This is a genomic window from Humibacter albus DSM 18994, assembly GCF_000421825.1.
Taxonomy (GTDB): Bacteria; Actinomycetota; Actinomycetes; order Actinomycetales; family Microbacteriaceae; genus Humibacter; species Humibacter albus.
Window position 1 is genome coordinate 70,820 of the sequence record NZ_ATXT01000011.1, and the last position, 26,527, is coordinate 97,346.

Annotated in this window: 24 protein-coding genes; 22 read left to right on the forward strand and 2 right to left on the reverse strand. The window is 67.6% G+C overall.

What is annotated here, in order from left to right:
* Positions 1-324 precede the first annotated feature (324 nt).
* Positions 325-1,653 carry a class II 3-deoxy-7-phosphoheptulonate synthase gene (locus H623_RS0101725; RefSeq protein WP_026939794.1) on the forward strand — a complete coding sequence of 443 codons (1,329 nt, stop codon included), beginning with the start codon at positions 325-327 and terminating at the stop codon, positions 1,651-1,653.
* A gap of 57 nt (positions 1,654-1,710) precedes the next feature.
* Here H623_RS0101725 and pknB read toward each other — a convergent pair whose 3' ends face one another.
* Positions 1,711-3,624, reverse strand: coding sequence for a Stk1 family PASTA domain-containing Ser/Thr kinase (gene pknB / locus H623_RS0101730; protein ID WP_022899219.1), 1,914 nt, complete (start codon positions 3,622-3,624; stop codon positions 1,711-1,713).
* A 127-nt stretch (positions 3,625-3,751) separates the two neighbouring features.
* Between pknB and H623_RS0101735 the strand changes: the two genes are divergently transcribed.
* Entirely contained in the window at positions 3,752-4,114 is a 363-nt protein-coding gene (locus tag H623_RS0101735; RefSeq protein WP_022899220.1) for an Rv2175c family DNA-binding protein, read from the forward strand.
* A 45-nt stretch (positions 4,115-4,159) separates the two neighbouring features.
* Here the strand turns inward: H623_RS0101735 and H623_RS0101740 are convergent, their stop codons facing one another.
* Positions 4,160-5,257 carry a polyprenyl synthetase family protein gene (locus H623_RS0101740; RefSeq protein ID WP_022899221.1) on the reverse strand — a complete coding sequence of 366 codons (1,098 nt, stop codon included), beginning with the start codon at positions 5,255-5,257 and terminating at the stop codon, positions 4,160-4,162.
* Between the two features lie 78 nt (positions 5,258-5,335).
* Between H623_RS0101740 and H623_RS0101745 the strand changes: the two genes are divergently transcribed.
* The 20 genes from H623_RS0101745 to H623_RS0101840 all read left to right on the forward strand — a co-directional run bounded on the left by H623_RS0101745 (position 5,336) and on the right by H623_RS0101840 (position 26,472).
* Entirely contained in the window at positions 5,336-5,716 is a 381-nt protein-coding gene (locus tag H623_RS0101745) for a DUF3040 domain-containing protein (RefSeq protein WP_022899222.1), read from the forward strand.
* A 541-nt stretch (positions 5,717-6,257) separates the two neighbouring features.
* Positions 6,258-6,689 carry a division/cell wall cluster transcriptional repressor MraZ gene (gene mraZ / locus H623_RS0101750; RefSeq protein WP_026939797.1) on the forward strand — a complete coding sequence of 144 codons (432 nt, stop codon included), beginning with the start codon at positions 6,258-6,260 and terminating at the stop codon, positions 6,687-6,689.
* Between the two features lie 109 nt (positions 6,690-6,798).
* The gene (rsmH, locus tag H623_RS0101755) at positions 6,799-7,764 is read left to right on the forward strand and encodes a 16S rRNA (cytosine(1402)-N(4))-methyltransferase RsmH (RefSeq protein ID WP_022899224.1); all 966 of its coding nucleotides are present in this window, start codon (positions 6,799-6,801) and stop codon (positions 7,762-7,764) included.
* Positions 7,761-8,414: a cell division protein FtsL gene (ftsL, locus tag H623_RS20820; RefSeq protein WP_022899225.1), complete on the forward strand. Its 654-nt coding sequence runs from the start codon at positions 7,761-7,763 to the stop codon at positions 8,412-8,414. The genes rsmH and ftsL overlap by 4 nt, the downstream gene beginning before the upstream one ends.
* An 18-nt stretch (positions 8,415-8,432) precedes the next feature.
* The gene (locus H623_RS0101765; protein ID WP_022899226.1) at positions 8,433-10,211 is read left to right on the forward strand and encodes a peptidoglycan D,D-transpeptidase FtsI family protein; all 1,779 of its coding nucleotides are present in this window, start codon (positions 8,433-8,435) and stop codon (positions 10,209-10,211) included.
* 32 nt (positions 10,212-10,243) lie between these two features.
* Positions 10,244-11,770: a UDP-N-acetylmuramoyl-L-alanyl-D-glutamate--2,6-diaminopimelate ligase gene (locus tag H623_RS0101770; RefSeq protein ID WP_022899227.1), complete on the forward strand. Its 1,527-nt coding sequence runs from the start codon at positions 10,244-10,246 to the stop codon at positions 11,768-11,770.
* A complete protein-coding gene (locus H623_RS0101775) occupies positions 11,767-13,179 on the forward strand; it encodes a UDP-N-acetylmuramoyl-tripeptide--D-alanyl-D-alanine ligase (protein WP_022899228.1) in 1,413 nt (470 codons plus the stop codon). The genes H623_RS0101770 and H623_RS0101775 overlap by 4 nt, the downstream gene beginning before the upstream one ends.
* Positions 13,176-14,285 (forward strand): phospho-N-acetylmuramoyl-pentapeptide-transferase, encoded by a 1,110-nt coding sequence (mraY, locus tag H623_RS0101780; protein WP_022899229.1) that lies wholly within the window; start codon positions 13,176-13,178, stop codon positions 14,283-14,285. Before H623_RS0101775 ends, mraY begins: the two co-directional genes overlap by 4 nt.
* Positions 14,282-15,781 (forward strand): UDP-N-acetylmuramoyl-L-alanine--D-glutamate ligase, encoded by a 1,500-nt coding sequence (murD, locus tag H623_RS17260; RefSeq protein ID WP_051143043.1) that lies wholly within the window; start codon positions 14,282-14,284, stop codon positions 15,779-15,781. The genes mraY and murD overlap by 4 nt, the downstream gene beginning before the upstream one ends.
* A 79-nt stretch (positions 15,782-15,860) precedes the next feature.
* On the forward strand, positions 15,861-17,186 hold the full coding sequence (gene ftsW / locus H623_RS0101790; protein ID WP_022899231.1) for a putative lipid II flippase FtsW: 1,326 nt from the start codon (positions 15,861-15,863) through the stop codon (positions 17,184-17,186).
* Positions 17,183-18,283 carry a UDP-N-acetylglucosamine--N-acetylmuramyl-(pentapeptide) pyrophosphoryl-undecaprenol N-acetylglucosamine transferase gene (locus H623_RS0101795; RefSeq protein WP_022899232.1) on the forward strand — a complete coding sequence of 367 codons (1,101 nt, stop codon included), beginning with the start codon at positions 17,183-17,185 and terminating at the stop codon, positions 18,281-18,283. Before ftsW ends, H623_RS0101795 begins: the two co-directional genes overlap by 4 nt.
* A 124-nt stretch (positions 18,284-18,407) precedes the next feature.
* Positions 18,408-19,805, forward strand: coding sequence for a UDP-N-acetylmuramate--L-alanine ligase (gene murC / locus H623_RS0101800; protein ID WP_022899233.1), 1,398 nt, complete (start codon positions 18,408-18,410; stop codon positions 19,803-19,805).
* Positions 19,806-20,267: 462 nt separating this feature from the next.
* Positions 20,268-20,972 (forward strand): cell division protein FtsQ/DivIB, encoded by a 705-nt coding sequence (locus H623_RS21630; RefSeq protein ID WP_033371165.1) that lies wholly within the window; start codon positions 20,268-20,270, stop codon positions 20,970-20,972.
* Between the two features lie 198 nt (positions 20,973-21,170).
* On the forward strand, positions 21,171-22,337 hold the full coding sequence (gene ftsZ, locus H623_RS0101810; protein WP_026939799.1) for a cell division protein FtsZ: 1,167 nt from the start codon (positions 21,171-21,173) through the stop codon (positions 22,335-22,337).
* A 44-nt stretch (positions 22,338-22,381) separates the two neighbouring features.
* Positions 22,382-23,026 carry a YggS family pyridoxal phosphate-dependent enzyme gene (locus H623_RS0101815; protein WP_084485599.1) on the forward strand — a complete coding sequence of 215 codons (645 nt, stop codon included), beginning with the start codon at positions 22,382-22,384 and terminating at the stop codon, positions 23,024-23,026.
* A 60-nt stretch (positions 23,027-23,086) separates the two neighbouring features.
* A complete protein-coding gene (locus H623_RS0101820) occupies positions 23,087-23,563 on the forward strand; it encodes a cell division protein SepF (protein ID WP_022899237.1) in 477 nt (158 codons plus the stop codon).
* 45 nt (positions 23,564-23,608) lie between these two features.
* The gene (locus H623_RS0101825) at positions 23,609-23,911 is read left to right on the forward strand and encodes a YggT family protein (RefSeq protein WP_022899238.1); all 303 of its coding nucleotides are present in this window, start codon (positions 23,609-23,611) and stop codon (positions 23,909-23,911) included.
* A 100-nt stretch (positions 23,912-24,011) separates the two neighbouring features.
* Positions 24,012-24,707 carry a DivIVA domain-containing protein gene (locus tag H623_RS0101830; protein ID WP_022899239.1) on the forward strand — a complete coding sequence of 232 codons (696 nt, stop codon included), beginning with the start codon at positions 24,012-24,014 and terminating at the stop codon, positions 24,705-24,707.
* Positions 24,697-25,512 (forward strand): signal peptidase II, encoded by an 816-nt coding sequence (gene lspA / locus H623_RS21635; protein ID WP_022899240.1) that lies wholly within the window; start codon positions 24,697-24,699, stop codon positions 25,510-25,512. Before H623_RS0101830 ends, lspA begins: the two co-directional genes overlap by 11 nt.
* 36 nt (positions 25,513-25,548) lie before the next feature.
* Positions 25,549-26,472 carry an RluA family pseudouridine synthase gene (locus H623_RS0101840; protein ID WP_022899241.1) on the forward strand — a complete coding sequence of 308 codons (924 nt, stop codon included), beginning with the start codon at positions 25,549-25,551 and terminating at the stop codon, positions 26,470-26,472.
* The last annotated feature ends 55 nt before the right edge of the window (positions 26,473-26,527 follow it).

Consider the following 26,527-nt stretch of genomic DNA (forward strand, 5'->3'; position numbering starts at 1 on the left):
GAGAGGGGCGTCGTCGGCGGCCCGCGCGTTGACAGGCCGGCCCTGCGCGTGAGCCCAGACGATGGACCCGGCCGGCGAGCATGACGATCATGCCCCAGCCGGTAAGCTGAGTCCGGTCCGACGGCGGACCCGGACGCCGCTCGACGGAGCCCGGGCACGCGATCGGCGATGTCGCGGTCGTCTCCCGAGACGGCCGTCACACGCAAGAGTCGAAAATGATCCGAGACAAGACGTCGTCACCCGCGGCGCCTCGACTTCGAAGAAGTGGAACCACCGCCCGTGCTGCTTGATTCGTCCGACACCGTCGTTCCCGCCGATGAGTCCGTGATCGCCGGTCTCGACCACTGGCGTTCTCTCGAGGCGCGGCAGCAGCCGACCTGGCCCGACGCTGAGGCTGCTCGCGAGGCATCCGCTGAACTGGCGAGCATGCCGCCCCTGGTCTTCGCCGGCGAGGTGGACGAGCTGCGCGAGAAGCTCGCGGCGGCGGCCGAGGGACGTGCGTTCCTGCTCCAGGGCGGCGACTGCGCAGAGACATTCGCCGAAGCGACGGCGGACAAGATCCGCAACCGCGTGAAGACCGTGCTGCAGATGGCCGTCGTCCTGACCTACGGCGCATCGGTGCCCGTGATCAAGATGGGCCGCATGGCGGGTCAGTTCGCCAAACCGCGCTCGAGCGACACGGAGACACGCGGCGGAATGACTCTTCCGGCCTATCGCGGCGACATGGTGAACGGATACGAGTTCACCGAAGAGTCGCGCACCGCCGACCCGCGTCGTCTGGTGCGCGGTTATCACACCGCCGCCTCGACGCTGAACCTGATGCGCGCGTTCACCCAGGGAGGCTTCGCCGACCTGCGGCAGGTGCACAGCTGGAACCGCGGCTTCTCGGCGAACCCGGCGAATCAGCGCTACGAGGGTCTCGCGCGCGAGATCGACAGGGCGATCAAGTTCATGGAGGCGGCCGGAGCCGACTTCGACGAGTTGAAGCGCGTGGACTTCTACGCCAGCCATGAAGCCCTCCTGATGGATTACGAACGGCCGATGACCCGCATCGACTCGCGCACCGGAACGCCGTACGATACCTCGGGCCACTTCGTGTGGATCGGGGAGCGCACACGTCAGATCGAGGGCGCCCACGTCGACTTCCTCAGCCGCGTGCGCAACCCCCTCGGCGTCAAGCTGGGCCCGGCGACCACGCCGGATGACATGTTCCGGTTGATCGACAAGCTCGACCCTGACCGCGAGCCGGGCCGACTCACCTTCATCACGCGCATGGGGGCGGGCAAGATCCGGGATGCGCTCCCGCCGCTTCTCGAGGCGATCCGCAAGCACGGTGCCACGCCGCTCTGGGTCACCGACCCGATGCACGGCAATGGACTGACCACGCCGACCGGATACAAGACGCGCCGATTCGACGACGTCGTCGACGAGGTCAAAGGGTTCTTCGAAGCGCACCGCGATGCCGGAACGATCCCCGGCGGCATCCACGTCGAGCTGACCGGCGACGATGTCACGGAGTGCCTGGGCGGATCCGAGCACATCGAGGAGGCGACGCTGGCGACGCACTACGAGTCGCTATGCGACCCGCGCCTCAACCACATGCAGTCGCTGGAGCTCGCCTTTCTCGTCGCCGAGGAGCTCGGCGCGCGCTGACAGTCTCGGGTCGGATGCGTCGGTCCGGCGAGGCCGAGCTCGGTCCACGCCGTGAAATCAGAAGTTCGCCGCGAGGCTGACCTTGATCGTGCTGCCCTTCGGCTGCATCGTTCCGCCCGCCGGGTCGAGAGCGGTCACCTTGAACGCCGACGAGAAGGTGTCCACAGGAATGGTTCCGACGGTCTTCGGGTAGCTGACCTGGAATCCGGCGTCGGTGAGCGCCTTCTTCGCATCCTTCCAGGTCTTGCCGACCACGTCGGGAACCTGCACGGGTGCGGGGCCGAGGGAGATGTCGAGCACGATCGTGTCGCCCTTGCGCACGACACCGGCATTCTGCTGCGCTTGAGCGAGCACGGACCCCTTGGGAACGTCGTCGCTGTAGTCCTTCTTGCCTTCGGCGCTCTTGAGTCCGACGGCGGCCAGGGCCGACTCGGCGTCCGCCTCGGTCTTCCCTGTCACATCCGGAACGGCGCCGAGCGAGACCACGAGGTTCACCTTGAGGCCCTTGTAGTAGTCGCCCCCTTTGGAGAGGTCCGCCTTGTCGTCGTCAGCCTTTGCCGCAGAGATCACGGTGTCCTGGGCGACACTGGACGAGAACTGCTCGTCGACCGTTCCCACCACGGCTCCGACGCCGGTGATGTCCTTCTTCGCCTGAGCGCTGCTCAGGCCGGCGAGTGCGGGAACAGTGATCGGCTGGCGCCCCTTGGAAACGTGCAGCGTGACGGTCGACCCCTTGGTGATGACATTCCCCTGACGAGGGGTCGACGACACGACCTTGCCGACCGGGACGCTGGACGAGTAGACCTGATCCGCCTTCGCTTCGAAGCCGGCTTCGGTGAGCTTCGTGGTCGCCGCATCCTGCGCGATTCCGGTCACAGTGGGCACGGTGACCTGCGATCCCGGTCCGCCGCCGAAGTACCACCCGGTTCCACCGGCGAACGCGGCCAGCACCAGCACGAGCGCGAGCAACCACCAGCCACGAGCACGTCGGCCGTGGGTCATCGTCGCGAGCGCGGCGACCGCGTCCGTCGCCGATGCCTCGGGACGTACCTTCGCCGCCGGGGCGATCAGCTGGGTGTCCGACTCGGGCGCCTCCGTTCCGGTTGGCGGGAGCACGAGCGTCGGCTGCGGGCCGGTCTCCGCGCTGGAGGAATGCAGCTCGCGCTCGACTTGAAGGAGACTCTCGAGCATGACGCCGGCATCCGCCGGCCGGTCCGCAGGATCCTTCGCGGTCGCCCAGAGCACCAGGTCGTCAAGGCGCGGCGGAACGTCGGGATTGATGCTGCTCGGCCGCGGAACGGGATCGTTCGCGTGCTGATACGCAATCTGCATCGGTTGCTCGCCCTTGAACGGTTGTTCGCCGGTCAGCATCTCGAACATCATGATGCCGAGCGCGTAGATGTCGCTGCGGGCATCCGCGACGCCTCGGGTGACGAGCTCGGGGGAGAGGTAGGCGATGGTGCCCAGCAGCGCCTGCCCCGTACCGGTGCTGTTCGTGACGGCGCGTGCGAGGCCGAAGTCTCCGATCTTGATGCGACCGTCATCGGCCAGCAAGACGTTCTCCGGTTTGAGATCTCGGTGGATGATCCCCGCTCGGTGGGCGGCGGCGAGCCCGGAGAGCACGGCGTCGGCGATGTCGATCGTCTGTTCCGGCGTGAGGCGGCCGTAGTCGCGAAGCAGGTCGCGCAGCGTGATGCCCGGCAGATATTCCATGACGAGGTACGCCATGTCGGCGTCCTGTCCCTGGTCGAACACGCTGACCACGTTCGGATGCGCGAGGCGCGCCGCCGATCGCGCTTCCTGCACGAAACGGTTCTTGAACTGCGCGTCATCGGCGAGGTGACCGTGCATCACCTTGATCGCCACGCGCCTCTCGAGACGCAGATCGGTGGCCAGATAGACGGTCGCCATGCCGCCGCGGGCGATGCGCGAGCGCACCTGATACCGGCCGTCGATGAGACGGCCGAGCATCGGATCGGGCTGGCTCGCGGTCACTCGTCGAGTCTACGGAGGGCATGGCTGTGAGCCTGGAAGAACACGGTAACGAATGACCTACGAACGGGTGTGGAATCCGCGTCAGGCGTGGCACGCTAGTCGAGTGGTGAAACCGAGCACGGAATCCGATCGAGCGCGAGAAGAGAGAAACTGGCTGACCGTCCCCGACCTGGTCGACGTCCTCGGCGTCGGGGTGGGGCGCATCCATCGACTGCTGGAAGACAAGCACCTCCTGGCTGCCCGCGTGGATGGGGTGCTGAAGGTGCCTGCCGACTTCATCGCAGGCGACGAGCCGTTGAGCGAGCTGCGCGGAACGCTGTTCGTGCTCGCGGATGCTGGCTTCGACGACGACGAGGCGATGGAGTGGCTGCTCGCGCCGGAGGACAGCCTCGGGACGGCTCCGATCGACGCGCTGCGCGCGGGACGCAAGGCCGAGGTGAGGCGGGTCGCTCAAGCCTTGGGATGATGCGCGCCAGACCATCCGCTGGCGTCATCGAACCCGGTGGGCTCGTCACGCTTGACGATCGCTGACCGACTGAGCAAGGTCGCGCAGTCGGTTCACGGCCGAGCTGGCCAGTGGTGCGTCGTCGAGCGCCCGTGTCGCGCGAGTCGCGTTCCGTTCGATCATGCGCTCGACCTCCGCGGCCGCGCCCGACGCGTTGATGGTGCTCTGCAGCGTGCGGATCTGGCCGTCGTCGAGATCGGGGTCGCCGAGCAGTTCGTCGAGCAGGCGCCGGGCGGAGCCGGGGAGCGTCCTGCGTGCCAGAGCGATGAGCACCGTGCGCTTGCCTTCGCGCAGGTCGTCACCGCTCGGCTTCCCGGTGACCCGGGAGTCGCCGAAGACGCCGAGCAGGTCGTCTCTGAGCTGGAATGCGATGCCGAGCGGCAGGCCGAATTCTCGGAGCACGTCGAGCTGGCCCAGCGTGCCGCCGGCGAGCAGGCCCCCGAGAAGCAGCGGAGCCTGCACGCTGTACTTCGCCGCTTTGTAGACGATCACCCGTTCTGCGCGGGGGAGCAGGTCCGACTCCGGTCCGCGCCGCCACGACGACTCTTCGAGGATGTCCAGGTATTGCCCGGCGATCACCTCGGCCCGCATGCTTCCGAACTCGCGGCGCACGCCGGCGGCCCGGGCGGGCGCGGTGTCGATGAGTGCTTCATCCAGCATGTCGCTGCTGAACCCGAGGAGCAGATCGCCCAGCAGGATGGCGGAGGAGGTGCCGAAGTCGGCGGCGGAGCCGTCCCACTCCTCGGCGGTGTGGAGCGAGGCGAATCTGCGGTGCGCTGATGGGCCGCCGCGGCGGGTGTCGGACCGGTCGATGATGTCGTCGTGCACGAGCGCGGCAGCGTGGAACAGCTCGAGTGCGGATGCCAGGCCCACGACGGGATCGAGAACGTCGGACTCCTGAGCGTGGCCTGCGTCGTGCACGGCGCGGTAGCCCCAGTAGCAGAAGAGGGCCCTGAATCGTTTGCCACCACTGAGAAATTGCCGGGAGAACGCGCTCATCGGCTCCAGGTCCGGGGCGATGGCCTCAAGAATAGATTCGCGAGATTCGAGGAAGCGTCCGATCCGGTCGTTCACGAGATCGATCAATCGGTTGCTTTCCGGCACTCGCCTAGCCTAGCCGCGGCGGCAAGGCTAGAATGAGAGTTCAACATCGTCATTCTCGTTAGCCTGAGGGGGACAAGGATGCCGCTTTCGGAGCACGAGCAGCGCCTCCTCGATGAGATGGAGCGCGGCCTCTATCAGAATGACGCCGATTTCGTCGCGAAGGTCGGCGGGGCGCGCGTGCGCCCGACCTACCGCGCGGTCGTTCTCGGCATCCTTCTCGCCGTCGTCGGAGTCGGGGTTCTCCTGACCGGCGTGTTCGTCCAACAGGTGGTGGTGGGAATCGTGGGCTTCGTGCTCATGCTCGCCGGTGTGCTGGTGGCGATCACACCGAGCCGCGCGAAACGCGCCGCCGCAGCCGCCGCTGAGTCCAGCGATTCATCGGCGTCCAAGCCGGCGCAGCCGGGGTTCATGGACAAGATGAACGAGCGGTGGGACAAGCGCCAGGAAGGCGACCGCTGACCGCAGGGTCGAACAGGTTGGTCGACCGTTCGGTCGCTCATCCCGAAGCTTCCGGGCCTTCGTCGGCGTGACGCCGAGGGGGCTCGAACGGAGTCGGCCCAGAAGGTGAAACAAGGGTGCACGCCGCGCGTGCGCCCTTTTCTCATGCCCGCACGCATTCTCACGGCCGGCACGCGTTCATGGCCGACATGCGTGCACATGCCTGACTTGCGCTCGTCGTGCACGGCTCCGGCCGGGGCGGCGCAAGTACGGAAGCAGTAGGTCGCTGAGCGGCGAGTTGTCGAGGCCCTCCACTCTGCTCTCGTCTCCACGGTTCGCCGCGCGCCCGTGAGGGGAGCATCGGCGCAGAGACACGCCCGATAAGAGCGCAGCCAGCCCGGATTCGCTCCACTCTCCTCCACCGTCATATTTCCCAGTGTTTACGCGGAATAATCGTCCGGCTATGCTGTCATGCCATCCCAGATCCGCGATTTGTGGATGAATGTGGAGTAAAGTGGAGGATGTCGCCGGCTCGCGGCGCAGTTCGACGGGGGAGGAGCCGATGTTCCTTGGCACCTACGCCCCCAAGCTCGACGAAAAGGGGCGCATCATCCTCCCGGCGAAATACCGCGACGAGTTCGAGTCGGGACTCGTGATGACCCGCGGTCAGGAGCGTTGCGTCTACGTCTTTCCGCGGCGCGAGTTCGAGTCGCTGAACGAGAAGATCCGGCAGGCGCCCGTCACGAGCAAGCAAGCGCGTGATTACCTGCGCGTGTTCCTCTCGGGCGCCAGCGACGAGATTCCCGACAAGCAGCACCGTGTGACGATCCCCCCGCTCTTGCGGACGTACGCGGGTCTGCAGAGGGACCTCACCGTGATCGGTGCGGGCAACCGCGCCGAGATCTGGGACTCCGCCGCATGGGAGTCCTACCTGAGTGAGAACGAGTCATCGTTCGCGGAGACCGCCGAGGAGGTGATCCCGGGGCTGTTCTAGCGCCTGGCGCCGGACTCCCAGCCACAGCTCGCACCCTGATGCACCTTCCCCGGTGTCAGGTGGCGTGTGGATGGGGATCCGACGGCAGGGGCGAAGCCCCGTTCCTCTCATGGTCGATGACGCCGAACCCTCTCAGATCCACATCCCGGTCATGCTCGAGCGCTGCATCGAGTTGCTTGCTCCCGCGCTGCAGACCAACGCACCGGTTCTGGTGGATGCCACGCTGGGCCTGGGTGGACACACCGAGGCGCTCTTGCGGCGCTTCGGGCACCTTCGGGTCATCGGGCTCGACCGCGACACCGACGCGATCGCGCTCGCGTCCCAGCGCCTGGATGCTTTCGGGGACCGTTTCACGGCAGTGCACACGGTCTACGACGGGATCACGGACGCCGTCACCGGACTGGGGATCTCCGCCGTCGACGCCGTGCTCTTCGATCTCGGCGTCTCGTCGTTGCAGCTGGACCGGGTGGAACGCGGCTTCTCGTACTCGAAGGATGCTCCGCTGGACATGCGTATGGACGCGTCGGATCCGCTGACAGCACAGACGGTGATCGCCGAATACGACGAAGCGGACCTTCGCCGGATCTTCCTCGACTATGGCGAGGAGAAGCTGGCCGCACGGTATGCGCGCGCGATCGTGCGGGCGCGCGCCCTGACGCCGATCACCCGCTCGGCGCAGCTCGTGGCGATCATTCAGGAGGCCACGCCGGCGGCCGTGCAGCGGGCGGGGCATCCCGCCAAGCGCGTCTTCCAGGCACTGCGCATCGAGGTGAACCACGAGCTCGACGTTCTCGAGCGAGCCGTTCCGCGAGCGGTGGACCTGCTCCGCGTCGGCGGTCGCATCGCGGTGATGTCGTTCCAGTCTCTGGAAGACCGCATCGTCAAGCGGGCGTTGGCCGCGAAGGCGAAGTCGACCGCGCCGGTCGGGCTTCCGGTGGAGCTGCCCGAGCATCGACCGGAACTGAAGCTGCTGACCAGGGGGGCCGAGCTGGCCGATGACGAGGAGCGTGCACGCAATCCGCGGGCCATTCCCGTTCGTCTGCGCGCGGCGGAACGCATCAGGGGGATCTCATGAGCCAGGCGACCGCGTCGCTTCCATCGACACGGCGGGCACCGGAGCGCCGTACACCGCCACGGCTCGAGGCGCTGCCACGAGCGTCACGGCGCGCACGACCGAAGCTGTTCTACGCAGCCGTGGCGGTCATGACGGTCATGGCGGTTGTCGTCGTCCAGCTCCTGCTGTCGATCGGCGTCTCGCAGGGCGCCTACCGCATCGAGTCGCTGCAACAGACGAAAGCGCATCTGGCACGCCAGTACCAGCAGGCCTCGGAGAAGGTGCAGACGTTGTCCTCGCCGCAGAACCTAGCGGCCAACGCCGTCGCGCTCGGCATGGTCAGCGACGCGTCGCCCGTCTACCTGCGGCTCTCCGACGGCGCTGTGATCGGCGCGCCCACCCCCGCGTCCGCGACTGCGGACTCGACGGGACAGCTCGTGCAGAACGCGCTGACCGCCGGCATCCCGCTCGTGACCGCGTCGAAGAGCGCGAAGGCGCCGAAGGACTCGAAGGCGGCGCAGGGCACGGCGACGCAGACCGGAACCGGCGCGGCAACGGGCTCGACGGCATCCGGAACAGGCGAATCGGGCACACCGGACTCGAATCAGAGCAGCGACGATGACTCGCCCGTACCGTGGACGGGGGCCCTTCCGGCGCCTTCGACCCATTGATCCACCCGAGGTTGCCGTATGACGTCCGTCAGAGCCCATCGCCGTCGAACGGCCGTCGCGATCGCGACGGTGCTGGTGATCGTGGCGGTGTTCGTGGTCCGGCTCGTCGACGTGCAGGTCGTGCGGGCGGACACGCTGGACAGGCAGGCGGCGGAGCGGCGCGGCGATGTGTCGGTGATCGAAGGGACGCGCGGCTCGATCCTCGCCGAGGACGGGACCGTCCTGGCGCGCACCGTGCTGCGCTACAACTTCATCGCCACACCGAAATACGCCGACAAGGGCACCCGCACCGAGAACGGCAAGGCTGTCAAGGTCACGCTCCAGCAGGCGGCCGATGCCATCGCGGCCATCACGGGGCAGAAAGCCAGTGACATCACCGGGCCGATCGAGGACGCCCTGAAGCAGAACAAGAACTCCGAGTACGCGCTCGTGGTGAAGAACGTGGACGCTTCCACGTATCAGAAGATCTCGGCGCTCGGCATCTCCTGGCTCGATGCGAAGAGCCATCAGGTGCGCGTGTACCCCGACGGTGCGGTGGCGGGGAACATCCTCGGGTTCTTGAACGGCGAGGGCACGGCCCAGGCCGGCCTGGAGAAGGAGTATGACAAGTGCCTCGCCAGCAGCAACGGCGAGCAGACCTATCAGGTGGGCGCCGATGGCGTGACCATCCCGGGCAGCACGAAGGTGCAGAAGGCGGCGAAGAACGGCGGCGACGTCGTCACGACCATCGATCCCGATCTGCAGTGGTTCTCGCAGGACGAGATCGAGAAGACCGTGAAGGAGCTCGGCGCCCAGTTCGGCATGGTCAGTGTCGTCAGCGTCAAAGACGCCAAGATCAAAGTCGCGGCGCAGTATCCGTCGGCCGATCCGAACAATCTCGACGCGACGGGTACGCAGTACTGGAAAGCCATGATGTTCCAGGACATGTACGAGCCGGGCTCGATCTTCAAGCCGGTCACCGCTGCTGCCCTGCTCGACACCGGAATGGTGACGCCGACGACCCAGCTGGTCGTCCCAGACACTCTCTCGCCCCAAGAGGGCGTGTTCGTCTCGGACAGCGAGTCGCACCCGGTGCAGAACCTCACACTCACCGGCGTGCTGACGGAATCCTCGAACGTGGGGATGTCCGAACTCGGCACGAAGATGAGTGACAAGGAACGCTACGACTTCATGCGCAAGTTCGGCTTCGGGAGCACAACGGGCGCGAACTTCCCCGGCGAATCCGCGGGTCTGTTGTCGAAGCCGTCCCAGTGGGACGCCCAGACCCGCTATGCGACGACGTTCGGTCAGGGACTCTCCACGACACAGGCGCAGATGATGAGCGCGTACCAGGCGATCGCGAACGGGGGAGTACGGGTGCCGCTCTCCCTGATAGCAGGGTGCAGGCAGGCGGACGGCACCATGACCGACGTGCCGTCGAGCACGGGAACGCGGGTGGTGTCGAAGCAGACCTCTCAGGAGATCCTCGGGATGCTCGAGAACGTTCTGAAGGGAGGCCCGATCTCGACGCTGCCGAACTTGGAGATCCCGGGCTACCTGGTCGCGGCCAAGACAGGTACCGCCCAGGAGCCGGACGGAAATGGCGGCTACAAGCAGAGCTACTACGTCTCCGTCATGGGCGTCGCGCCGGTCGACGATCCGCAGTACATCGTTTCGGTCAACATCGGCTTCCCGACTACGATTACATCGTCGCTGGCAGCGGGTCCGCTGTTCAAGACGATGATGAGCCAGGTGCTCAAAACGTTCCGGGTTCAGCCGTCAACGGCACCACCGGCCGACTACCCAGACACCTATTGAAAGCGAGCGACGTGACCGCAACGGGCACTGCCATGCTGCGCCCCGAACATCCCGCTTCCCGGTCGTTGTCACAACTCGTGACCGACTTCGGATTCGAGACCAGGGAAAGGGTCGACTCCGTCGAGGTGAGCGGCGTGACCGTCGCCTCGAGCTCGGTGGAGCCTGGTGATCTCTACGTCGGTCTGCCTGGTAGGCGGGCGCACGGCGCGTCGTTCGCATCGGAGGCGGCTCGTGCAGGAGCCGCTGCCGTGCTCACGGATGCCGCGGGCGCGGATCTCGCAGCGCAGGCCGGCATACCCGTCGTCGTCACCGACGAACCGCGCGCGGTGCTCGGCGACGTGGCGTCCTGGATCTATCGCACGCAGGAGAACCCGGCGACGCTGTTCGCCGTGACCGGCACGAACGGCAAGACGAGCGTCGTGTACATGATCGCCGCCGTCCTCGAACAGCTCGGGATACGCGCGGGGCTCAGCTCGACCGCGGAGCGGAGGATCGGCGACCTCGCGGTCACGAGCTCCCTGACCACTCCAGAGGCGAGCGAATTGCACGGACTCCTCGCTCGCATGCGCGAGAGCGAGGTGCGCGCGGCGGCCGTCGAGGTGTCGGCGCAGGCGCTGAGCCGGCATCGGGTCGACGGGATCGTGTTCGACGTCGTCGGCTTCACGAACCTGAGCCACGACCATCTCGACGACTACGGCTCCATGGACGAGTACTACGAGGCGAAGCTTGCGCTCTTCGACCCGGATCGCGCCCGCCGTGGCGTCGTGACAGTCGACACCGGCTGGGGCCGGCGCCTTGCGGACGAGTCGCGCATCCCGGTCACGACGCTCTCGATGGCGCCCGGTGCGGAGGCCGACTGGCGCGTCGAGCTGGGCGAGTTGGCGCTCGATCGCACCGGCTTCACGCTGCACGGCCCGGACGGGAGGTCGGTGACCACGAGCATCCCGGTGCTCGGCTCGTTCATGGCCGCCAACGCGGCGCTGGCGATAGTGATGCTCGTCGAGTCGGGCTACGACCTCGAGGCGATCGGGCAGGCGCTCGACCGCGACGGCGGCATCCAGGCGTACATTCCCGGGCGGGCCGAGCGAGTCTCCGGGGAGAACGGGCCGGCGGTCTTCGTCGACTACGGTCACACGCCGGATGCCTTCGTCCACGCCCTCGCCTCGCTGCGCGAGGTGACGAAGGGGCGCATCATCATGGTGTTCGGGGCCGATGGCGACCGAGACACCACCAAACGCGGCGACATGGGCGCGATCGCGGCCCGCGGCGCGGACGAGGTGATCATCACCGACTTCCATCCCCGGTACGAAGATCCCGCGGCGATCAGGGCCGCACTCATCGCCGGAGCGCTGGACGCGGTCCCCGACGCTCACGTCGAGGAGATCGCCGACCAGAGGGCCGCGATCCGTGCCGCGATCGCACGTGCCGGCGATGACGACGTGATCTTCTACGCCGGCCCGGGGCACGAGGACTATCAGGAGGTCGCAGGAGTGCAGCTGCCCTACTCGGCGCGCGACGACGTGAGGCTGGCACTGCGCGAAGCGGGGCTGCTGTCATGATCGCGATGACGATCGCCGAGATCGCTCGGGCCGTGCACGGGAGGCTCGCGGCGGGCGCCGACTCGTCCACCGTGATCGAGGGGCTTTCGTACACGGATTCGCGCGAGGTGGAGCGAGGCGGCGTCTTCTTCGCCAAGCCGGGCGAGTTCACCGACGGTCACTTGTTCGCTCCGCAGGCGGCCGAACGGGGCGCCGCCTTGCTGGTGGTGGACCACGAGCTCGAGCTGCAGACTCCGCAGATCGTGGTGACCGACGTCGTCGACGCGCTCGGTGCGCTCGCCCGCACCGTGATCGCTCGCGTGCGCGAGCAGGGCCGACTGCGCATCGTGGGCATCACGGGCTCGAACGGCAAGACGACGACCAAGAATCTGCTGGCGTCCATTCTCGGCTCGGCCGGGCCGACGGTGGCGCCCCGTGCCTCGTTCAACAACGAGGTCGGTGCCCCGTTGACCATGCTCGAGGTCACCGACGCGACACGGTTCCTCGTCGCCGAGATGGGCGCGAGCCGCGAGGGTGACATCGCTCGTCTCGTCCACATGGCGAAGCCCGACGTGGGCGTCGTGCTGAAGGTCGGCCTGGCGCACGCCGGTGAGTTCGGAAGCATCGAAGCGACCCAGCGCGCGAAGTCGGAGATGGTGACCGAATTGGATGCCGATGACACGGCCGTCCTCAACGCGGACGACCCGCGCGTGGCGGCGATGGCATCCCTCACCCGGGCGAAGGTCCTGTGGTTCGGCATCGATGGTGCCGCGGACGCGGGCGGGGTCCGGGCGACCGACGTGCGTGCCAGCCGCGCGGGCACCCGGTTCACGCTGCACCTGCCCGATGGGACGAGCCGCGCTGTGGCGTTCCGTGTGCTCGGAGAGCATCACGTCGCGAACGCGTTGGCGGCGGCCGCTGCGGCGTTCGCACTCGGCGTCGGCATCGAGGAGATCGTCGCCGGGCTCGAATCCGTGACCCGAGCGGAGCGCTGGCGCATGGAGGTCCTGGGTGGCGCGGGCGGCGTGACTGTGATCAACGACGCCTACAACGCCAGCCCCGACTCGATGGCGGCCGCGTTGAAGACCCTGGCGCAGTTGCGCGAGCCCGGTGGACGAGCCATCGCCGTGCTGGGCGAGATGAGCGAGCTGGGCGAGGCATCCGGCGCCGAGCACGACCGCATCGGCCTGCTGGCCGTGCGTCTCGGCCTGGACCAGGTGATCGTCGTCGGTGCGGGCGCCCGCCGCATGCACATCTCGACGATCAACGAAGGATCGTGGGACGGCGAATCGGCGTTCGTTGAGACACAGGACGAAGCGTTCGACCTGCTCAAGGGTCTCGTGCGGGAGGGTGACACCGTGCTGGTGAAGTCGTCGAACTCGGCGGGTCTGCGTCATCTCGGCGACCGGCTCGGGGAGCTGTTCTCGTGAGGGCGCTCCTGACCGCCGGGGCGTTGTCGCTCGCGTTCTCGCTGTTCCTGACGCCGGTGTTCGTGAAGCTCTTCCACAGGCTGAACTGGGGTCAGTTCATCCGCGACGACGGTCCGCAATCGCACCACGCCAAGCGGGGAACGGCCACGATGGGCGGAATCGTCATCATCCTGGCCACACTCGTGGGCTACTTCGTGGCAGTGCTCCTGAACGGCGGCGACGGCCTGTCGGCATCGCCGCTGCTCGTCCTGTTCATGATGGTCGGCCTCGGGCTCGTGGGCTTTCTCGACGACTTCCTGAAGACGCGCAAGCAGCAGAGCCTCGGTCTCGGCGGCTGGTCGAAAGTGGCCGGGCAGGTCGTGATCGCGACAGTGTTCGGCATTCTGGCGATCAACTTCCCGAGCAACGAGGGCGTGACGCCCGCCTCGACGCAGATCTCGTTCATCCGCGACCTGCCGATCGATCTCATGGTGCTCGGCGGCATCCCGTTGATCGGCATCATCCTTTATCTGATCTGGATCAACCTGATCACCACGGCGACATCGAACGGCGTGAACGTGACCGACGGGCTCGACGGCCTTGCCACCGGGTCGTCGATCCTCGCGATCGGCTCCTACATCATCATCGGGTTCTGGCAGTTCAACCAGTCCTGCTTCAGCGACACCATCGACACCGAGAACCTGTTCAAGTGCTACACGGTGCGCGACCCGCTCGACCTCGCCGTCGTCTCCGCGGCGATCGTCGGATCGCTCGTCGGCTTTCTGTGGTGGAACACGTCTCCGGCACAGATCTTCCTCGGCGACACCGGGTCCCTCGCGCTCGGCGGCGCGCTGGCAGCCCTCGCAGTGCTGAGCCACACGGAGCTGCTGCTGGTGTTGATCGGCGGCCTGTTCGTGATCGAGGCGGGCTCGGTCATCCTGCAACGCGCGTACTTCAAAGTCACCAGGGGTAAACGCATCTTCCGCATGAGTCCGATCCATCACCACTTCGAGCTCAAGGGCTGGGCAGAGGTGACCGTCGTCGTGCGGTTCTGGATCATCGCCGGGCTGCTCGTCGTCGCCGGCGTCGGCACGTTCTATCTCGAGTGGCTGTCGAGGACGTCGTGACGCCTCCCACGGCCCGGCGCGCCCGGCTCGCCGGGCTCACGAGCTGGCGGTCCGACTGGCGCGGCCTGCGTGTCGTCGTGCTCGGCCTCGGGGCTGCGGCGTTCTCGTCGGCGGATACGCTGGTCGAGCTCGGAGCCGATGTGCTCGTCGTGGCCGACAGCCTGCACGAGGAGCGCGCCCGACTGCTCGACGTGATCGGTGCCCGGCTCTTCGTCGGCGATCTGAGCGAGGTCCCGGATGTCGTCCCCGCGTTCGATCCGGACGTCCTGATCGTCACCTCCGGTCGTTATCATCCCGACCATCCCGTGCTTCTCTGGGCGGGGGAGACGGATGTACCGGTGTGGGGCGACATCGAGCTCGCCTGGCGCGTGCGCGACAAGGTCGAACCCGCTGCGGAGTGGATCTGCGTGACCGGCACGAACGGCAAGACGACCACTGTCGAACTGACCGCGACGTTGCTCACCGCTGCAGGGCTCCGCGCTGCGGAATGCGGAAACATCGGCGTTCCGGTTCTCGACGTCGTGCGGGATCCGCAGGGATTCGATGTGCTCGTCGTCGAACTCTCCAGCTATCAGCTGCACTGGGTGAACAGCCACTCCGGCGGAGAACTCGTCCCGTTCTCCAGCGCCTGTCTCAATCTCGCCCAGGACCATCTCGACTTCCACGGGTCCATGGCGGAATACGCCGCCGACAAGGCGCGCGTCTACGAGAACACGAAGGTGGCGTGCATCTACAACCGGGCGGACTCTGCGACGCTGCGGATGGTCGAGGAGGCCGACGTCGTCGAGGGTGCCCGCGCGATCGGGTTCGGTCTGGACTCGCCCGGTCCGAGCGACTTCGGCGTCGTCGACGGCATCCTCTGCGACCGCGCCTTCCTCGACGATCGCGCCACGACGGCGCTCGAGCTCACCACGATCGACGAACTGCGAGAGGCAGGACTGTCGGCACCGCACATCGTCGCCAACGTTCTCGCAGCCTCTGCGCTGGCGAGATCTTTCGGAGTCGCAGCGGGCGTCATCCACGAAGCCCTGCAGACCTTCCGTCTCGACCCTCACCGCATCGAGCGAGTCGCCGAGAGCCGGGGCGTCAGCTGGGTCGACGACTCGAAGGCGACGAACCCGCACGCCGCTGACGCCTCGCTCCGTGCGTTCGACCCGGTGGTGTGGGTCGTGGGAGGCCTGCTCAAAGGGGTGGAGATCGACGACCTCGTCCGAGCGCACGCGCGACGGCTCTCGGGCGTCGTCGTCATCGGAGTCGATCAGGAGCCGGTGCTGGCGGCATTCCGCCGACACGCGCCCGGCATCCGGGTTCTCGCGGTGACGCCCGGAGAGACTGACAACGTGATGCCTGAGGCGGTCCGACTGGCTGCGCAGCTTGCGCAGGACGGCGATACGGTGCTCCTCGCTCCGGCGGCGGCGTCGATGGACCAGTTCGCCGACTACGGGGATCGTGGCGCACGGTTCGCGCGCGCGGTGCGGGACTTCCTGGGCCGGTGAGGCACGGCAGCCGGTTGCGAGCGACGGGCCACGGCGAGCGGACGGGTCACAGGGAACGACAGACGACCGGGGAGGCGACGTGACGACACCGACGCGCACCTCCTCCTCGGCCCGCGTTCCGCGTACTCCGCGCGCCAGCGCCGCGGGTGCTTCGGCGGGCGCGCGCAACGCGAAGAGCGCGGCGGCGCCGGCACGAGACGCGCGACGAACGACCGCGGAGACCGCGGGCACATCCCCGCGCGGTGGCCTCGTCTCAGCCCGCATCTCGCTCGGCCGAGTCTTCGCGTCTGAATCGTCGAACTACTTCCTGCTCCTCGGGATCACCCTGTTCCTCGTCGTCTTCGGACTCGTGATGGTGCTCTCCGCATCGTCGGTGGACTCGATCAGCACCGACTCCGTGTTCAACACGTTCTGGACCCAGGGGATCTACGCGGCCATCGGCATCCCGATCATGTTGCTCGCGTCGCGCATTCGGCAGACGTGGTGGAAGCGCCTCGCCTGGCCGGCGTTGATCGTCGGATGCATGCTGCAGGTCCTCGTCGTGTTCACGCCTCTCGGAGGCGGCAACTCGCAGAACCGCAACTGGCTGAGCATCGGGAACATCCAGTTCCAACCGTCCGAGATCATCAAGATGGCCATCATCCTCTGGCTCGGCATGTTCGTGGCGTTGAAATGGGACAAGCTCACGCAGTGGCGGTACATGCTGGCGCCGGTCCTGATCGTGACGGGCACGGCGATCGCGCTCGTCCTGGGCGGCCAAGACCTCGGCACCGTCATGATCATCGCGGCGATCGTGTTCGGCGCGCTGTTCATCGCGGGCGTCCCGTTCCGCCAGCTCTTCGTCGTGCTCGTCATCGTGAGCGCCGTGGCGTATGTCTTCGTCGCCACCAACACGAGCCGGCTCGAACGCGTGACGGCGTTCCTCCATCCGCAGGGCGTCGACCCCGAGAAGGAGGGCTATCAGACGCTCCAGGGCACCTGGGCTCTGGCCGCCGGCGGCGTCTTCGGGGTGGGACTGGGCAATTCGCGATCCAAGTGGAAGTGGCTGCCGGAGGCGGACTCGGACTTCATCTTCGGTGTGATCGGAGAAGAGCTCGGCCTGATCGGCGCCATCGTGGTGCTGGGACTCTTCGTGGCACTGGCCGTCGTGCTGATCCGTATCATCAGAGCCAGTGATGATCCTTTCCAACGGGTCGTGACTGCAGCCGTCATGGTGTGGCTGGTCGGGCAGGCGCTGGTGAACATCGGCGTGGTGCTCGGGCTCCTGCCTCCGCTCGGTGTGCCGTTACCCTTCATCTCACACGGAGGAACCGCTCTGCTCAGTTCACTCTTCGCCATCGGCGTGGTGCTGTCGTTCACGAGAACGGCGCCGCAGAAGAACCCGTCCACGGCGACGCTCCGATGACCGTGTACCTGATGGCCGGTGGAGGGACCGCCGGCCACGTCAATCCGCTGCTCGCCGTCTCCGATGCGCTGCGGCGCGCCGACCCCGATGCCGAGGTGATCGTGCTCGGCACGGCGGAGGGCCTGGAGTCCAGGCTGGTGCCCGAGAGGGGATACGAGCTCGCGACCATTCCGAAGCTTCCCTTCCCACGACGACCGAATGCGGCGGCTCTGCGCTTTCCTGCGCGTTATCGCGCCGCCGTGTCCAGCGTGCGCGAGCTCATCCGTCTGCGCGGCGTCGACGTGGTCGTCGGGTTCGGTGGCTACGCCGCAGCCCCGGCATACTCCGCCGCGCGCCGGGAGGGCGTGCCCGTCGCGCTCCACGAGGCGAACGCGAAGCCCGGCATGGCGAACAAGCTCGGCGCTCGAAACACGAGGTTCGTCGGGGTCGCATTCGAGAACACGCCGATCGCGCACGCGCGCTTCGTCGGAATGCCGTTGCGCCGCGAGATCGAGGACCTCGACCGCGCGGCGATGCGCCAGGACGCCCTCGCGTACTTCGGGCTCGACGACGGTCCGGTCGTTCTCGTCACCGGAGGATCGTTGGGCGCCCGGCGCATCAATGCCACGGTGACGCAGAGCGCTTCGGACCTGACCGAAGCAGGTTTCCAAGTCCTGCACATTCAGGGCGGCGCGTCCGAGTTCGCCGATCCCGGGATCCCGGGGTATCGGCTCATCGACTACTGCGACCGCATGGACCTGGCGCTCGCTGTGGCGGACGCGGCGATCTCCCGCGCCGGTGCGGCGACGGTGAGCGAGCTCTCGGCCCTGGGCATCCCGGCGTTCTATGTGCCCTACCCCGTCGGCAACGGCGAGCAGCGCTTCAATGCGGCCGGCGTCGTGGAGGCCGGCGGCGCCGTCCTGGTCGACGACGCGGACTTCACCCCCGAGTGGGTCCGCCGGTCTGTCCTGCCCGTGCTGAGGGATCGGGATCGCCTGCGGCAGATGGCGCAGGGAGCAGCGTCGGTCGGCGTCACGGACGGCGCGGAGCGCATGGTCTCGATGATCGACGAGGCTCGGCGCAGCGCGCCTGACCAGACGACGCGCCCGGCTCGCTGATCGCACGGCCGGTCGAGCCGGACGGTCAGGTCGCTGACGGCATACTGGATGGGCCGGGACGGTCATCGCCAGCCCGCCGCGCTCAGAATTCCGCCGACATGCACAGACAGGACATCCTCGCACCGTGATCAAGCCCGATCCCACCCTGACGCTTCCTGCCACCATCGGGCGGACGCACTTCGTCGGCATCGGCGGAGCGGGCATGAGCGGCATCGCGCGGCTGTTCCTGCAGGCGGGACACACGGTGACCGGGTCGGATGTGCGGGAGTCGGCGAACATCGCGGCGCTGCGCGAGCTGGGTGCCACGATCACGATCGGACACGACGCCGCGAATGTGGGCGACGCCGACACCCTCGTCGTCACGAGCGCACTGTGGCAGGAGAACCCGGAGTATCAGTACGCGCTCGCGCAGCGCATTCCGGTCCTGCATCGCAGCCAGGCGCTGAAATGGCTGATCGCCGACAAACGGCTGGTGTCAGTGGCCGGCGCGCACGGCAAGACCACGTCGACGGGCATGATCATCACGGGGCTCCTCGGAATCGGCCAAGACCCGAGCTTCGTCAACGGCGGCGTGATCGAGGCGCTCGGCTCGTCCAGCGCGTTCGGGGCCGATGACCTGTTCGTCATCGAGGCCGACGAGTCCGACGGGTCGTTCCTCCTCTACGACACGGCCGTCGCGCTCATCACGAACGTCGATCCGGACCACCTGGACCACTACGGGTCGCTCGACGCGTTCCGTCAGGCCTTCGTCGACTTCGCGTCTGCCGCCCGCGAACTCGTCGTGATCTCGTCCGATGACCCCGGTGCCGTCGATGTGACGAAGCATCTGGCGCACTCGAGAGTCGTCACGTTCGGCGAGGCAGAGGATGCCGACGTGCGTGTCCACTCGATCGTCACCGACGGTCCGGTCTCGTTCGCGCTGAGCTACCGGGGAGCGGATTACAGCACCACGCTCCGAGTCCCGGGCAGGCACAACGCGGTGAACGCGGCCGGAGCGTTCGCGGTGCTGACCGGCCTCGGCTTCGAGCCGCAGGCATCCTTGGACGCCATCGCCGCCTTCGCCGGCACGCAGCGACGCTTCGAGCTGCACGGCATCGTTCGCGGCGTGAGCGTGTACGACGACTACGCACATCACCCCACCGAGGTGGCCGCGGCGCTGTCCGCGGCACGCACCGTCGTGGGCGACGGGCGCATCATCGCCGTGCATCAGCCGCACCTCTACAGCCGCACGCGTCTCTTCGCGGCGGAGTTCGCGGATGTGCTGGAGACGTACGCCGACGAGACGGTCGTGCTCGACGTGTACGGCGCGCGCGAAGACCCGGAGCCCGGCGTGACCGGCGCGCTGGTGGCCGACAGGTTCCGCGACCCGTCGAAGGTGGCTTTCGTCGCAGACTGGCAGGCCGCCGCGGATCACACAGCAGAAATCGCGCGCGAGGGAGATTTCGTCATCACGCTCGGCTGCGGAGACGTGTACCGCATCGTGCCGCAGCTCCTGGAGTCCCTGCGAAACGCGGACGGCTGACCAGTGAAGCGTCCGCAGGGCTTCGACAGCGCAGGGACGCGGCTGTCCTCGCGCGCATCGGCGCGCCCGGCGCCGGGTGAGTCGCGTTCGCCCGAGATCGAGTCGCTTCGGCACGCGGCGACAGGTGACGAAAAGCGCACCCCGCCGTCAGCAGAGCGGGCGACGGGCTCCCGGGCGCGAGTCGAGCGCCGTGCCGCGGTCCTGGAGGACCCGCGTGCCTCGAAGCCGGATGCCGACACCCAGCCGATCCCGGTGCTCTCGAGCGCAGAGCGTACCGAGAAGCCGCATCGAGGCCAGCCGCACTCACGCGCACCGCGAGGAGCGGATCCGCATGCACGTGACGCCGGAGCGGAAGCCCGCCCCTCACGTCGGCGCCGTGAGAAGAGCGTCACCGACGACACTCCTGCCTCGCCGAGTGTCCGTGCTGCGGCGCGGCGCCGGCGCCGATACGAACGCGCCGAGGTGCGTCGCTTCACGCGTGCCACCCGCCGGCGTCGTCTCGCTTGGCTGATCGGGGCCGGCTCCGTCGCGGTCGTGCTGCTCGCAGCGGTCCTGGTCTCCTTCTCGCCGGCGATGGCCTTGCGCACAGTGCGAATCGAGGGTGCGCAGCGCGTGGACGCGAAGGCGGTGCGGCAGGCGATCGATCCGCAGCTGGGCACCCCGCTGCCGTTCGTCGACTACCACGCCGTCCGGCACGAGCTCTCGCAGTTCCCTCTCATCCGGAGCTACAGCACCGAGGCGGTTCCGCCCGGCACGCTCGTCGTACGGATCGTGGAGCGCACCCCTCTCGCCGTGCTCCAGACGAAGAAGGGCTACGAGCTGGTCGACCAGGCCCATGTCGTCATGCAGACCACGGCGGGTCGTCCGGGCGGATACCCGCTGATCACGTTCTCGGCCGGAGCGTCGTCGAAAGACCGCGCCAAGGAGTTCTCGTCGACGGCGGCCGTGCTCGCGGTGCTGCCCGCCGCCACGTTGAGCCAGGTCGACAGCGCGACCGCGACGGGAGCCCAGGACGTCACGCTTCGCCTCTCATCCGGCGCCACTGTCGTCTGGGGCGGGCCCAGCGACGCTGACCTGAAATCGTCGGTTCTCACCGTTCTCATGAGGGCGGCGCCCGGCGCATCCGTCTACGACGTTTCGTCCCCGAAGAGCCCCGTCACGCGCTGACGCAGACGTCCGGTTCCGCGCCGCGCACTCTCGCACCGCACATTCCCGCGCCGGTGTGACGACACGCGGACCACCTGCGCGTGCGCGGGCCGGGCGCCGCTTAACGTCAGGCGTAGTAAATGCATACCGAGCATAACTTTAAGCCTCGACTTGAAGTTGAAGGTTGACAGCACTGCAGTTCGCCAGCGGAGGCCCGTCGTGAGTAATAACCAGAACTATCTCGCCGTGATCAAGGTCGTCGGCATCGGAGGTGGCGGCGTCAATGCCGTCAACCGCATGATCGAGCTCGGCCTGCGCGGCGTCGAGTTCATCGCGATCAACACGGACGCCCAGGCGCTGCTGATGAGCGACGCGGACGTCAAACTCGATGTCGGTCGGGAGATCACGCGCGGTCTCGGCGCCGGCGCGGATCCCGAGGTCGGTCGCCGGGCGGCCGAGGACCACGCGGAGGAGATCGAGGAGGCGCTCACCGGCGCCGACATGGTCTTCGTCACCGCGGGGGAGGGCGGCGGAACCGGTACCGGTGGTGCTCCCGTCGTCGCGCGCATCGCCAAGTCGATCGGGGCCCTGACCATCGGTGTCGTCACGAAGCCGTTCGGGTTCGAGGGCAAGCGCCGGGCCGATCAGGCGGAGGCCGGCGTCGCTCGGCTGAAGGAAGAGGTCGACACCCTCATCGTCGTGCCGAACGACCGTCTGCTGGAGATCAGCGATCGCGGCATCAGCATGCTCGAAGCATTCGCGACCGCCGACCAGGTGCTTCTCGCCGGTGTGCAGGGCATCACCGACCTCATCACGACGCCCGGCCTGATCAACCTCGACTTCGCCGACGTCAAGTCCGTCATGCACGGGGCGGGATCCGCGCTCATGGGCATCGGCTCCTCGCGCGGCGCCGACAGGGCGATCAAGGCGGCGGAACTGGCCGTCGCTTCGCCGCTGTTGGAAGCGAGCATCGAGGGTGCGCGCGGTGTTCTGCTCTCCATTCAGGGCGGATCGAACCTCGGCATCTTCGAGATCAACGACGCGGCGCGGCTCGTTCAGGAGGCGGTGCATCCGGAGGCGAACATCATCTTCGGTGCCGTCATCGACGACACGCTCGGTGACGAAGTGCGCGTGACGGTCATCGCCGCGGGCTTCGACGGCGGTGAGCCGCAGCCGAAGGCGACAGATGTGCGCCGCTCCACGTTCGTGGCCGCAGGAGCATCATCGGACTCGGAGTTGGGTGACACGCAAGCGCTCGAAGAAGAGGACGTCCCTTCGCGCGGCACATGGTCGGATGCCGATTCCGAGCTCGTGGAGGCGGCCGCGGCAAACGACCCGTCGTTCGATGAGGACGATGCGCTGGACGTGCCCGACTTTCTCAAGTGACGTCGACGGCCGCAGGGGGCGGGCTCCGAGCCAGGCTCGCATCGGTGCAGGACTCCGTGGCAGCTGCCGCGCGAGCGGCATCGCGCGATCCTGCCGGGATCACGATCATCGTGGTGACCAAGTTCCACCCCGCGTCGCTGGTGCGCGAACTCGCCGAGCTCGGCGTGCGGGACGTGGGGGAGAACCGGGCCCAGGAGGCGAAGGCGAAGGCGTCCGACGTGGACGACTCCCGCCTGCGTTGGCACTTCATCGGTCAGCTTCAGACGAACAAGGCGCGGCTCGTGCGCGGCTTCGCCAGTGCGGTGCACTCTCTCGATCGCCCGTCGCTGGTGGATGTCTTGAGCTCGGAGGCAGGCGGCGTTCTGGACTGCTTTCTGCAACTCTCGCTCTCCGACGAGCCCGGGCGCGGCGGCGTCTCGCCCTCCGAGCTGCTGCCGCTGGCGGAACGGGTGCTCGCCGCTCCCGGTCTGCGGCTGCGCGGCGTGATGGCCGTCGCACCGCTCGGCCAGGAGCCTTCACGCGCCTTCGCCCGCGTGCGTGAGGCGTCGGAGCGCCTTCGTGCGCTCGCTCCCGAAGCGAGCGCCATCTCCGCGGGCATGTCGGGCGACTTCGCCGCCGCGATCGCCGAAGGGGCGACACACCTTCGGATCGGTACGGCAATCACCGGAAAGCGGCCCGACCATGTTTAGCCTGGCTGTGGAACGCGCCGTCGACCGGCGACACGGCTCGAGTCTCACACGGAGGACCCCATGGCTAACCCGCTCAAGAAGACGATGGCCTACCTCGGTCTCGTCGAAGACGAGCTCGAGTACGAGGAAGAACCGGTCGCCCCTGCGCATCCGGCACCTGTCGCGCCCGTGCAGCAGCACGCTGCTGTGGCCAAGGCGCCCGTCACGCCTCTGCGCAAGCCGACCCCGGCACGGAATACGACGGTGCAAGAAATGAACGAGATACTCACAGTCCACCCCCGCCAGTACAGCGACGCGAAGATGATCGCGGAATCGTTCCGCGATGGCATCCCCGTGATCCTGAACCTCTCCCAGATGACGGAGTCGGAGGCGCAGCGCATGATCGACTTCTCGAGCGGCCTCACACAGGGTCTGCGGGGAAAGATCGAGAAGGTCACCAGCAAGGTGTTCCTGCTCTCGCCCGAACACGTCGTGGTGTCGGGTAGCGCCGCGACCGCGGGAAGCGACGTCGAGGCGTCGTTCTTCGCCGGCGCCTGAGCAAGGCTTCAGCGCTAGCCCAGCGGCGTCACGCATACTTGATCCGTGCCCCTCGCCGTTTCGATCATCGCGACCGTCGCGTACTACGCATTCCTGTTGTTCTTCATGGTGCTGTGGGTGCGGTTCGTCCTCGATCTGGTGCGCACATTCGCACGAGGTTGGCGCCCACGGGGATTCGGCCTGGTGCTGGCTGAGGCAGCGTTCACCGTGACAGATCCTCCGATCAAATTCTTTCGTAGACTGCTGCCACCCCTCTCACTGGGACCGGTGGCACTCGACTTCGGCTGGACGCTGACGATGTTCGTGTGCATCATCGGCATGTACATCGCGTCGTCGTTCATTCGATGACGCACGGGTTGTCCGCGATGGCATGGTCGCAGGCGACTTTGCTAGCGTTAGCTGAACGTTATCCACTGTTCGAAAACACAAGCTCTAAGGGTGGTAGGCCATGGCGCTAACTCCGGAAGACGTCGTCAACAAGCGGTTCCAACCGACCAAATTCCGTGAGGGTTACGACCAGGACGAGGTCGACGATTTCCTCGACGAGGTCGTCGTCGAGCTCCGCCGCCTGAACCAGGAGAACGAGGAGCTCAAGCAGCGGCTCTCCGCCTCCGACTCGCGGGTCGCGGAATTGCAGCGTTCCGCCTCGGTGGAACAGACGCAGGCCATCCCGGCCCCCGCACCCGTTCCGGTCGTCGCTCCGACTCCGCAGCCCGCGGCCGCGGCAGCCGACGAGACCGAAAGCACGAACAACCTGCTGCAGCTCGCCCGTCGTCTGCACGAGGAGCACGTGCGTGAAGGTGTCGAGAAGCGCGACGCGCTGATCGCCGAGGGTCACGCGACCGCTGCTCGGGTCGTGGCGGAGGCCGAGGCGAAGCAGCGCGCGCAGATCACGGCGCTGGAATCGGAGCGCTCGACGATCGAGCGCAACATCGAAGAGCTGCGCAACTTCGAGCGCGACTACCGCGCGAAGCTGAAGAGCTACATCGAAGGGCAGCTGCGCGACCTCGACACCGCCGGAGTCGGCACCGCGGGGTTCAAGCCGGCCGGCGGCTCGCAAGCGTCGTCCGGCCAGTTCGCCACCGTACCCGCGGGTGACGGTGACCGGCAGGCTCCTCCGACGTTCCAGAGCTTTGGAGGCTAAGCCGGCCGGGAAGGTCAACGTTCGCGCGATCATCCTGCTGGCCGTCGTCGCGCTCGTCGTCCTCACCCTCGATCAGCTCGCCAAATGGTGGGTGGTGAACAACCTTCCGTTCCAGGTTCCGAAGAACATCGTCGGAAACCTGCTGATCTTCGAATACGACCGCAATTCCGGCGCCGCGTTCTCGATCGGCACCGGATCCACCTGGATCTTCTCGATCATCGCCACGGCCGTGTTGGTGTTCGTGATCTGGTACGCCCGGCGCATTCGATCTGTCGTGTGGGCTCTCGTGTTCGGACTGGTGCTCGGAGGGCTTCTCGGGAACCTCTCCGATCGCCTTTTCCGCCCGCCGGGATTCGGCACCGGCGAGGTCGTCGACTTTCTGCGCATCCCGTTGTTGCCGGCCATCTTCAACTTGGCCGACTCGGCCATCGTGTGCGCGATGATCCTCTTCCTGATCCTCACCGTGATGGGGGTCGGCCTGGACGGCAAGCGGCCGGTCCCGAAGGCATCCACGGCAGCCGCTGACAGTGGCACGAGCGGCAAGGATGCCTCGCCGTCGGCAACCGAGGACGGCACGACCGACGCAAGCGCGGCGGTCGTCGGTGAGGCGGGCGTGCGCGACGACGCGGCGCAGAAGGGCATCGGATCGCAGCCGGCGGACTCCACCGATGCCGACGACGCCGGCCGCCATGGCGGCGATGCTGCCGAGGCGGGCGGGCGTAGCGACGGCGCCGACCGGGCGGAATCGCGAATGCCGGGCATCGGTGTCGCCCCGACGCCGACAACCGCGGACGGCCGTGGCTGACGTGACGGGGCGCGGCGGGTCGCGGACGCGCAGACGGTGAGCGAGTACCGCTCGCTTCCCGTTCCGGACGGACTCGACGGCTCGCGTGTCGACGCCGGCGTCGCCAAACTCCTCGGGCTCTCTCGCAGCTTCGCGGCCGACGTCGCAGAGGCTGGCGGAGTGTCGCTGGACGGCCGTGTTCTCGGCAAGTCCGATCGGCTGTCGATGGGCGGCTGGCTCGAGATCACCTGGACGCCGAAGGCCGCCGTCGAGATCGTGCCGGTCACGGTGGCGGATCTGGGGATCGTCTACGACGATGACGACATCGTCGTCGTCGACAAGCCGGCCGGGGTGGCGGCACACCCTTCAGCGGGCTGGGACGGACCGACGGTTCCCGGTGCGCTGGCGGGTGCGGGCTTCCGTATCTCCACGTCGGGCGCGGCCGAGCGCGCCGGGATCGTGCACCGCCTCGACGCGGGTACGAGCGGGCTGATGGTCGTCGCGAAGAGCGAGCGCGCGTATTCCGCGCTGAAGCGCGCTTTCCACGATCGTGAGGTCGAGAAGATCTACCACGCGGTGGTTCAGGGACATCCCGACCCGCTGGCAGGCACTATCGACGCGCCGATCGGCAGGCATCCGCGCGCGGAATGGAAGTTCGCGGTGACAGCCGGAGGCAAGCCGTCGGTGACGCACTACGAGACGATCGAGGCGTTTCCCGCGGCAAGTCTGCTCGAGATTCACCTGGAGACCGGGCGCACCCACCAGATCCGCGTGCACATGGCGGCGCAGAGGCACCCGTGCGTCGGCGACGCGATGTACGGGGCGGACCCGTCACTGTCTGCTCGTCTGGGGCTGGACCGGCAGTGGCTGCACGCACGACAGCTGGCGTTCGAGCATCCAGGCACGCGCGAGTGGGTGACGTTCACCTCCGAGTACCCGCGCGAGCTGCAGCACGCGCTCGACGTTCTGCGCGACGCCTGACCCGGCATCGCGACGGAGCCATCGGGTTCTGCGGGATCGCCGCACCGGGCCCCGC

Coding starts and splice junctions, on each gene's coding strand:
- pknB (WP_022899219.1), bottom strand. CDS start 3,624: ATGCTCGGCCGTCTCATCGACGGCCGGTATCAGGTGCGCTCGCGCATC.
- H623_RS0101745 (WP_022899222.1), top strand. CDS start 5,336: ATGCCGCTTTCGGAGCACGAGCAGCGCCTCCTCGATGAGATGGAGCGC.
- mraZ (WP_026939797.1), top strand. CDS start 6,258: ATGTTCCTTGGCACCTACGCCCCCAAGCTCGACGAAAAGGGGCGCATC.
- rsmH (WP_022899224.1), top strand. CDS start 6,799: ATGGTCGATGACGCCGAACCCTCTCAGATCCACATCCCGGTCATGCTC.
- ftsL (WP_022899225.1), top strand. CDS start 7,761: ATGAGCCAGGCGACCGCGTCGCTTCCATCGACACGGCGGGCACCGGAG.
- H623_RS0101765 (WP_022899226.1), top strand. CDS start 8,433: ATGACGTCCGTCAGAGCCCATCGCCGTCGAACGGCCGTCGCGATCGCG.
- H623_RS0101770 (WP_022899227.1), top strand. CDS start 10,244: ATGCTGCGCCCCGAACATCCCGCTTCCCGGTCGTTGTCACAACTCGTG.
- H623_RS0101775 (WP_022899228.1), top strand. CDS start 11,767: ATGATCGCGATGACGATCGCCGAGATCGCTCGGGCCGTGCACGGGAGG.
- H623_RS0101795 (WP_022899232.1), top strand. CDS start 17,183: ATGACCGTGTACCTGATGGCCGGTGGAGGGACCGCCGGCCACGTCAAT.
- H623_RS0101820 (WP_022899237.1), top strand. CDS start 23,087: ATGGCTAACCCGCTCAAGAAGACGATGGCCTACCTCGGTCTCGTCGAA.
- H623_RS0101830 (WP_022899239.1), top strand. CDS start 24,012: ATGGCGCTAACTCCGGAAGACGTCGTCAACAAGCGGTTCCAACCGACC.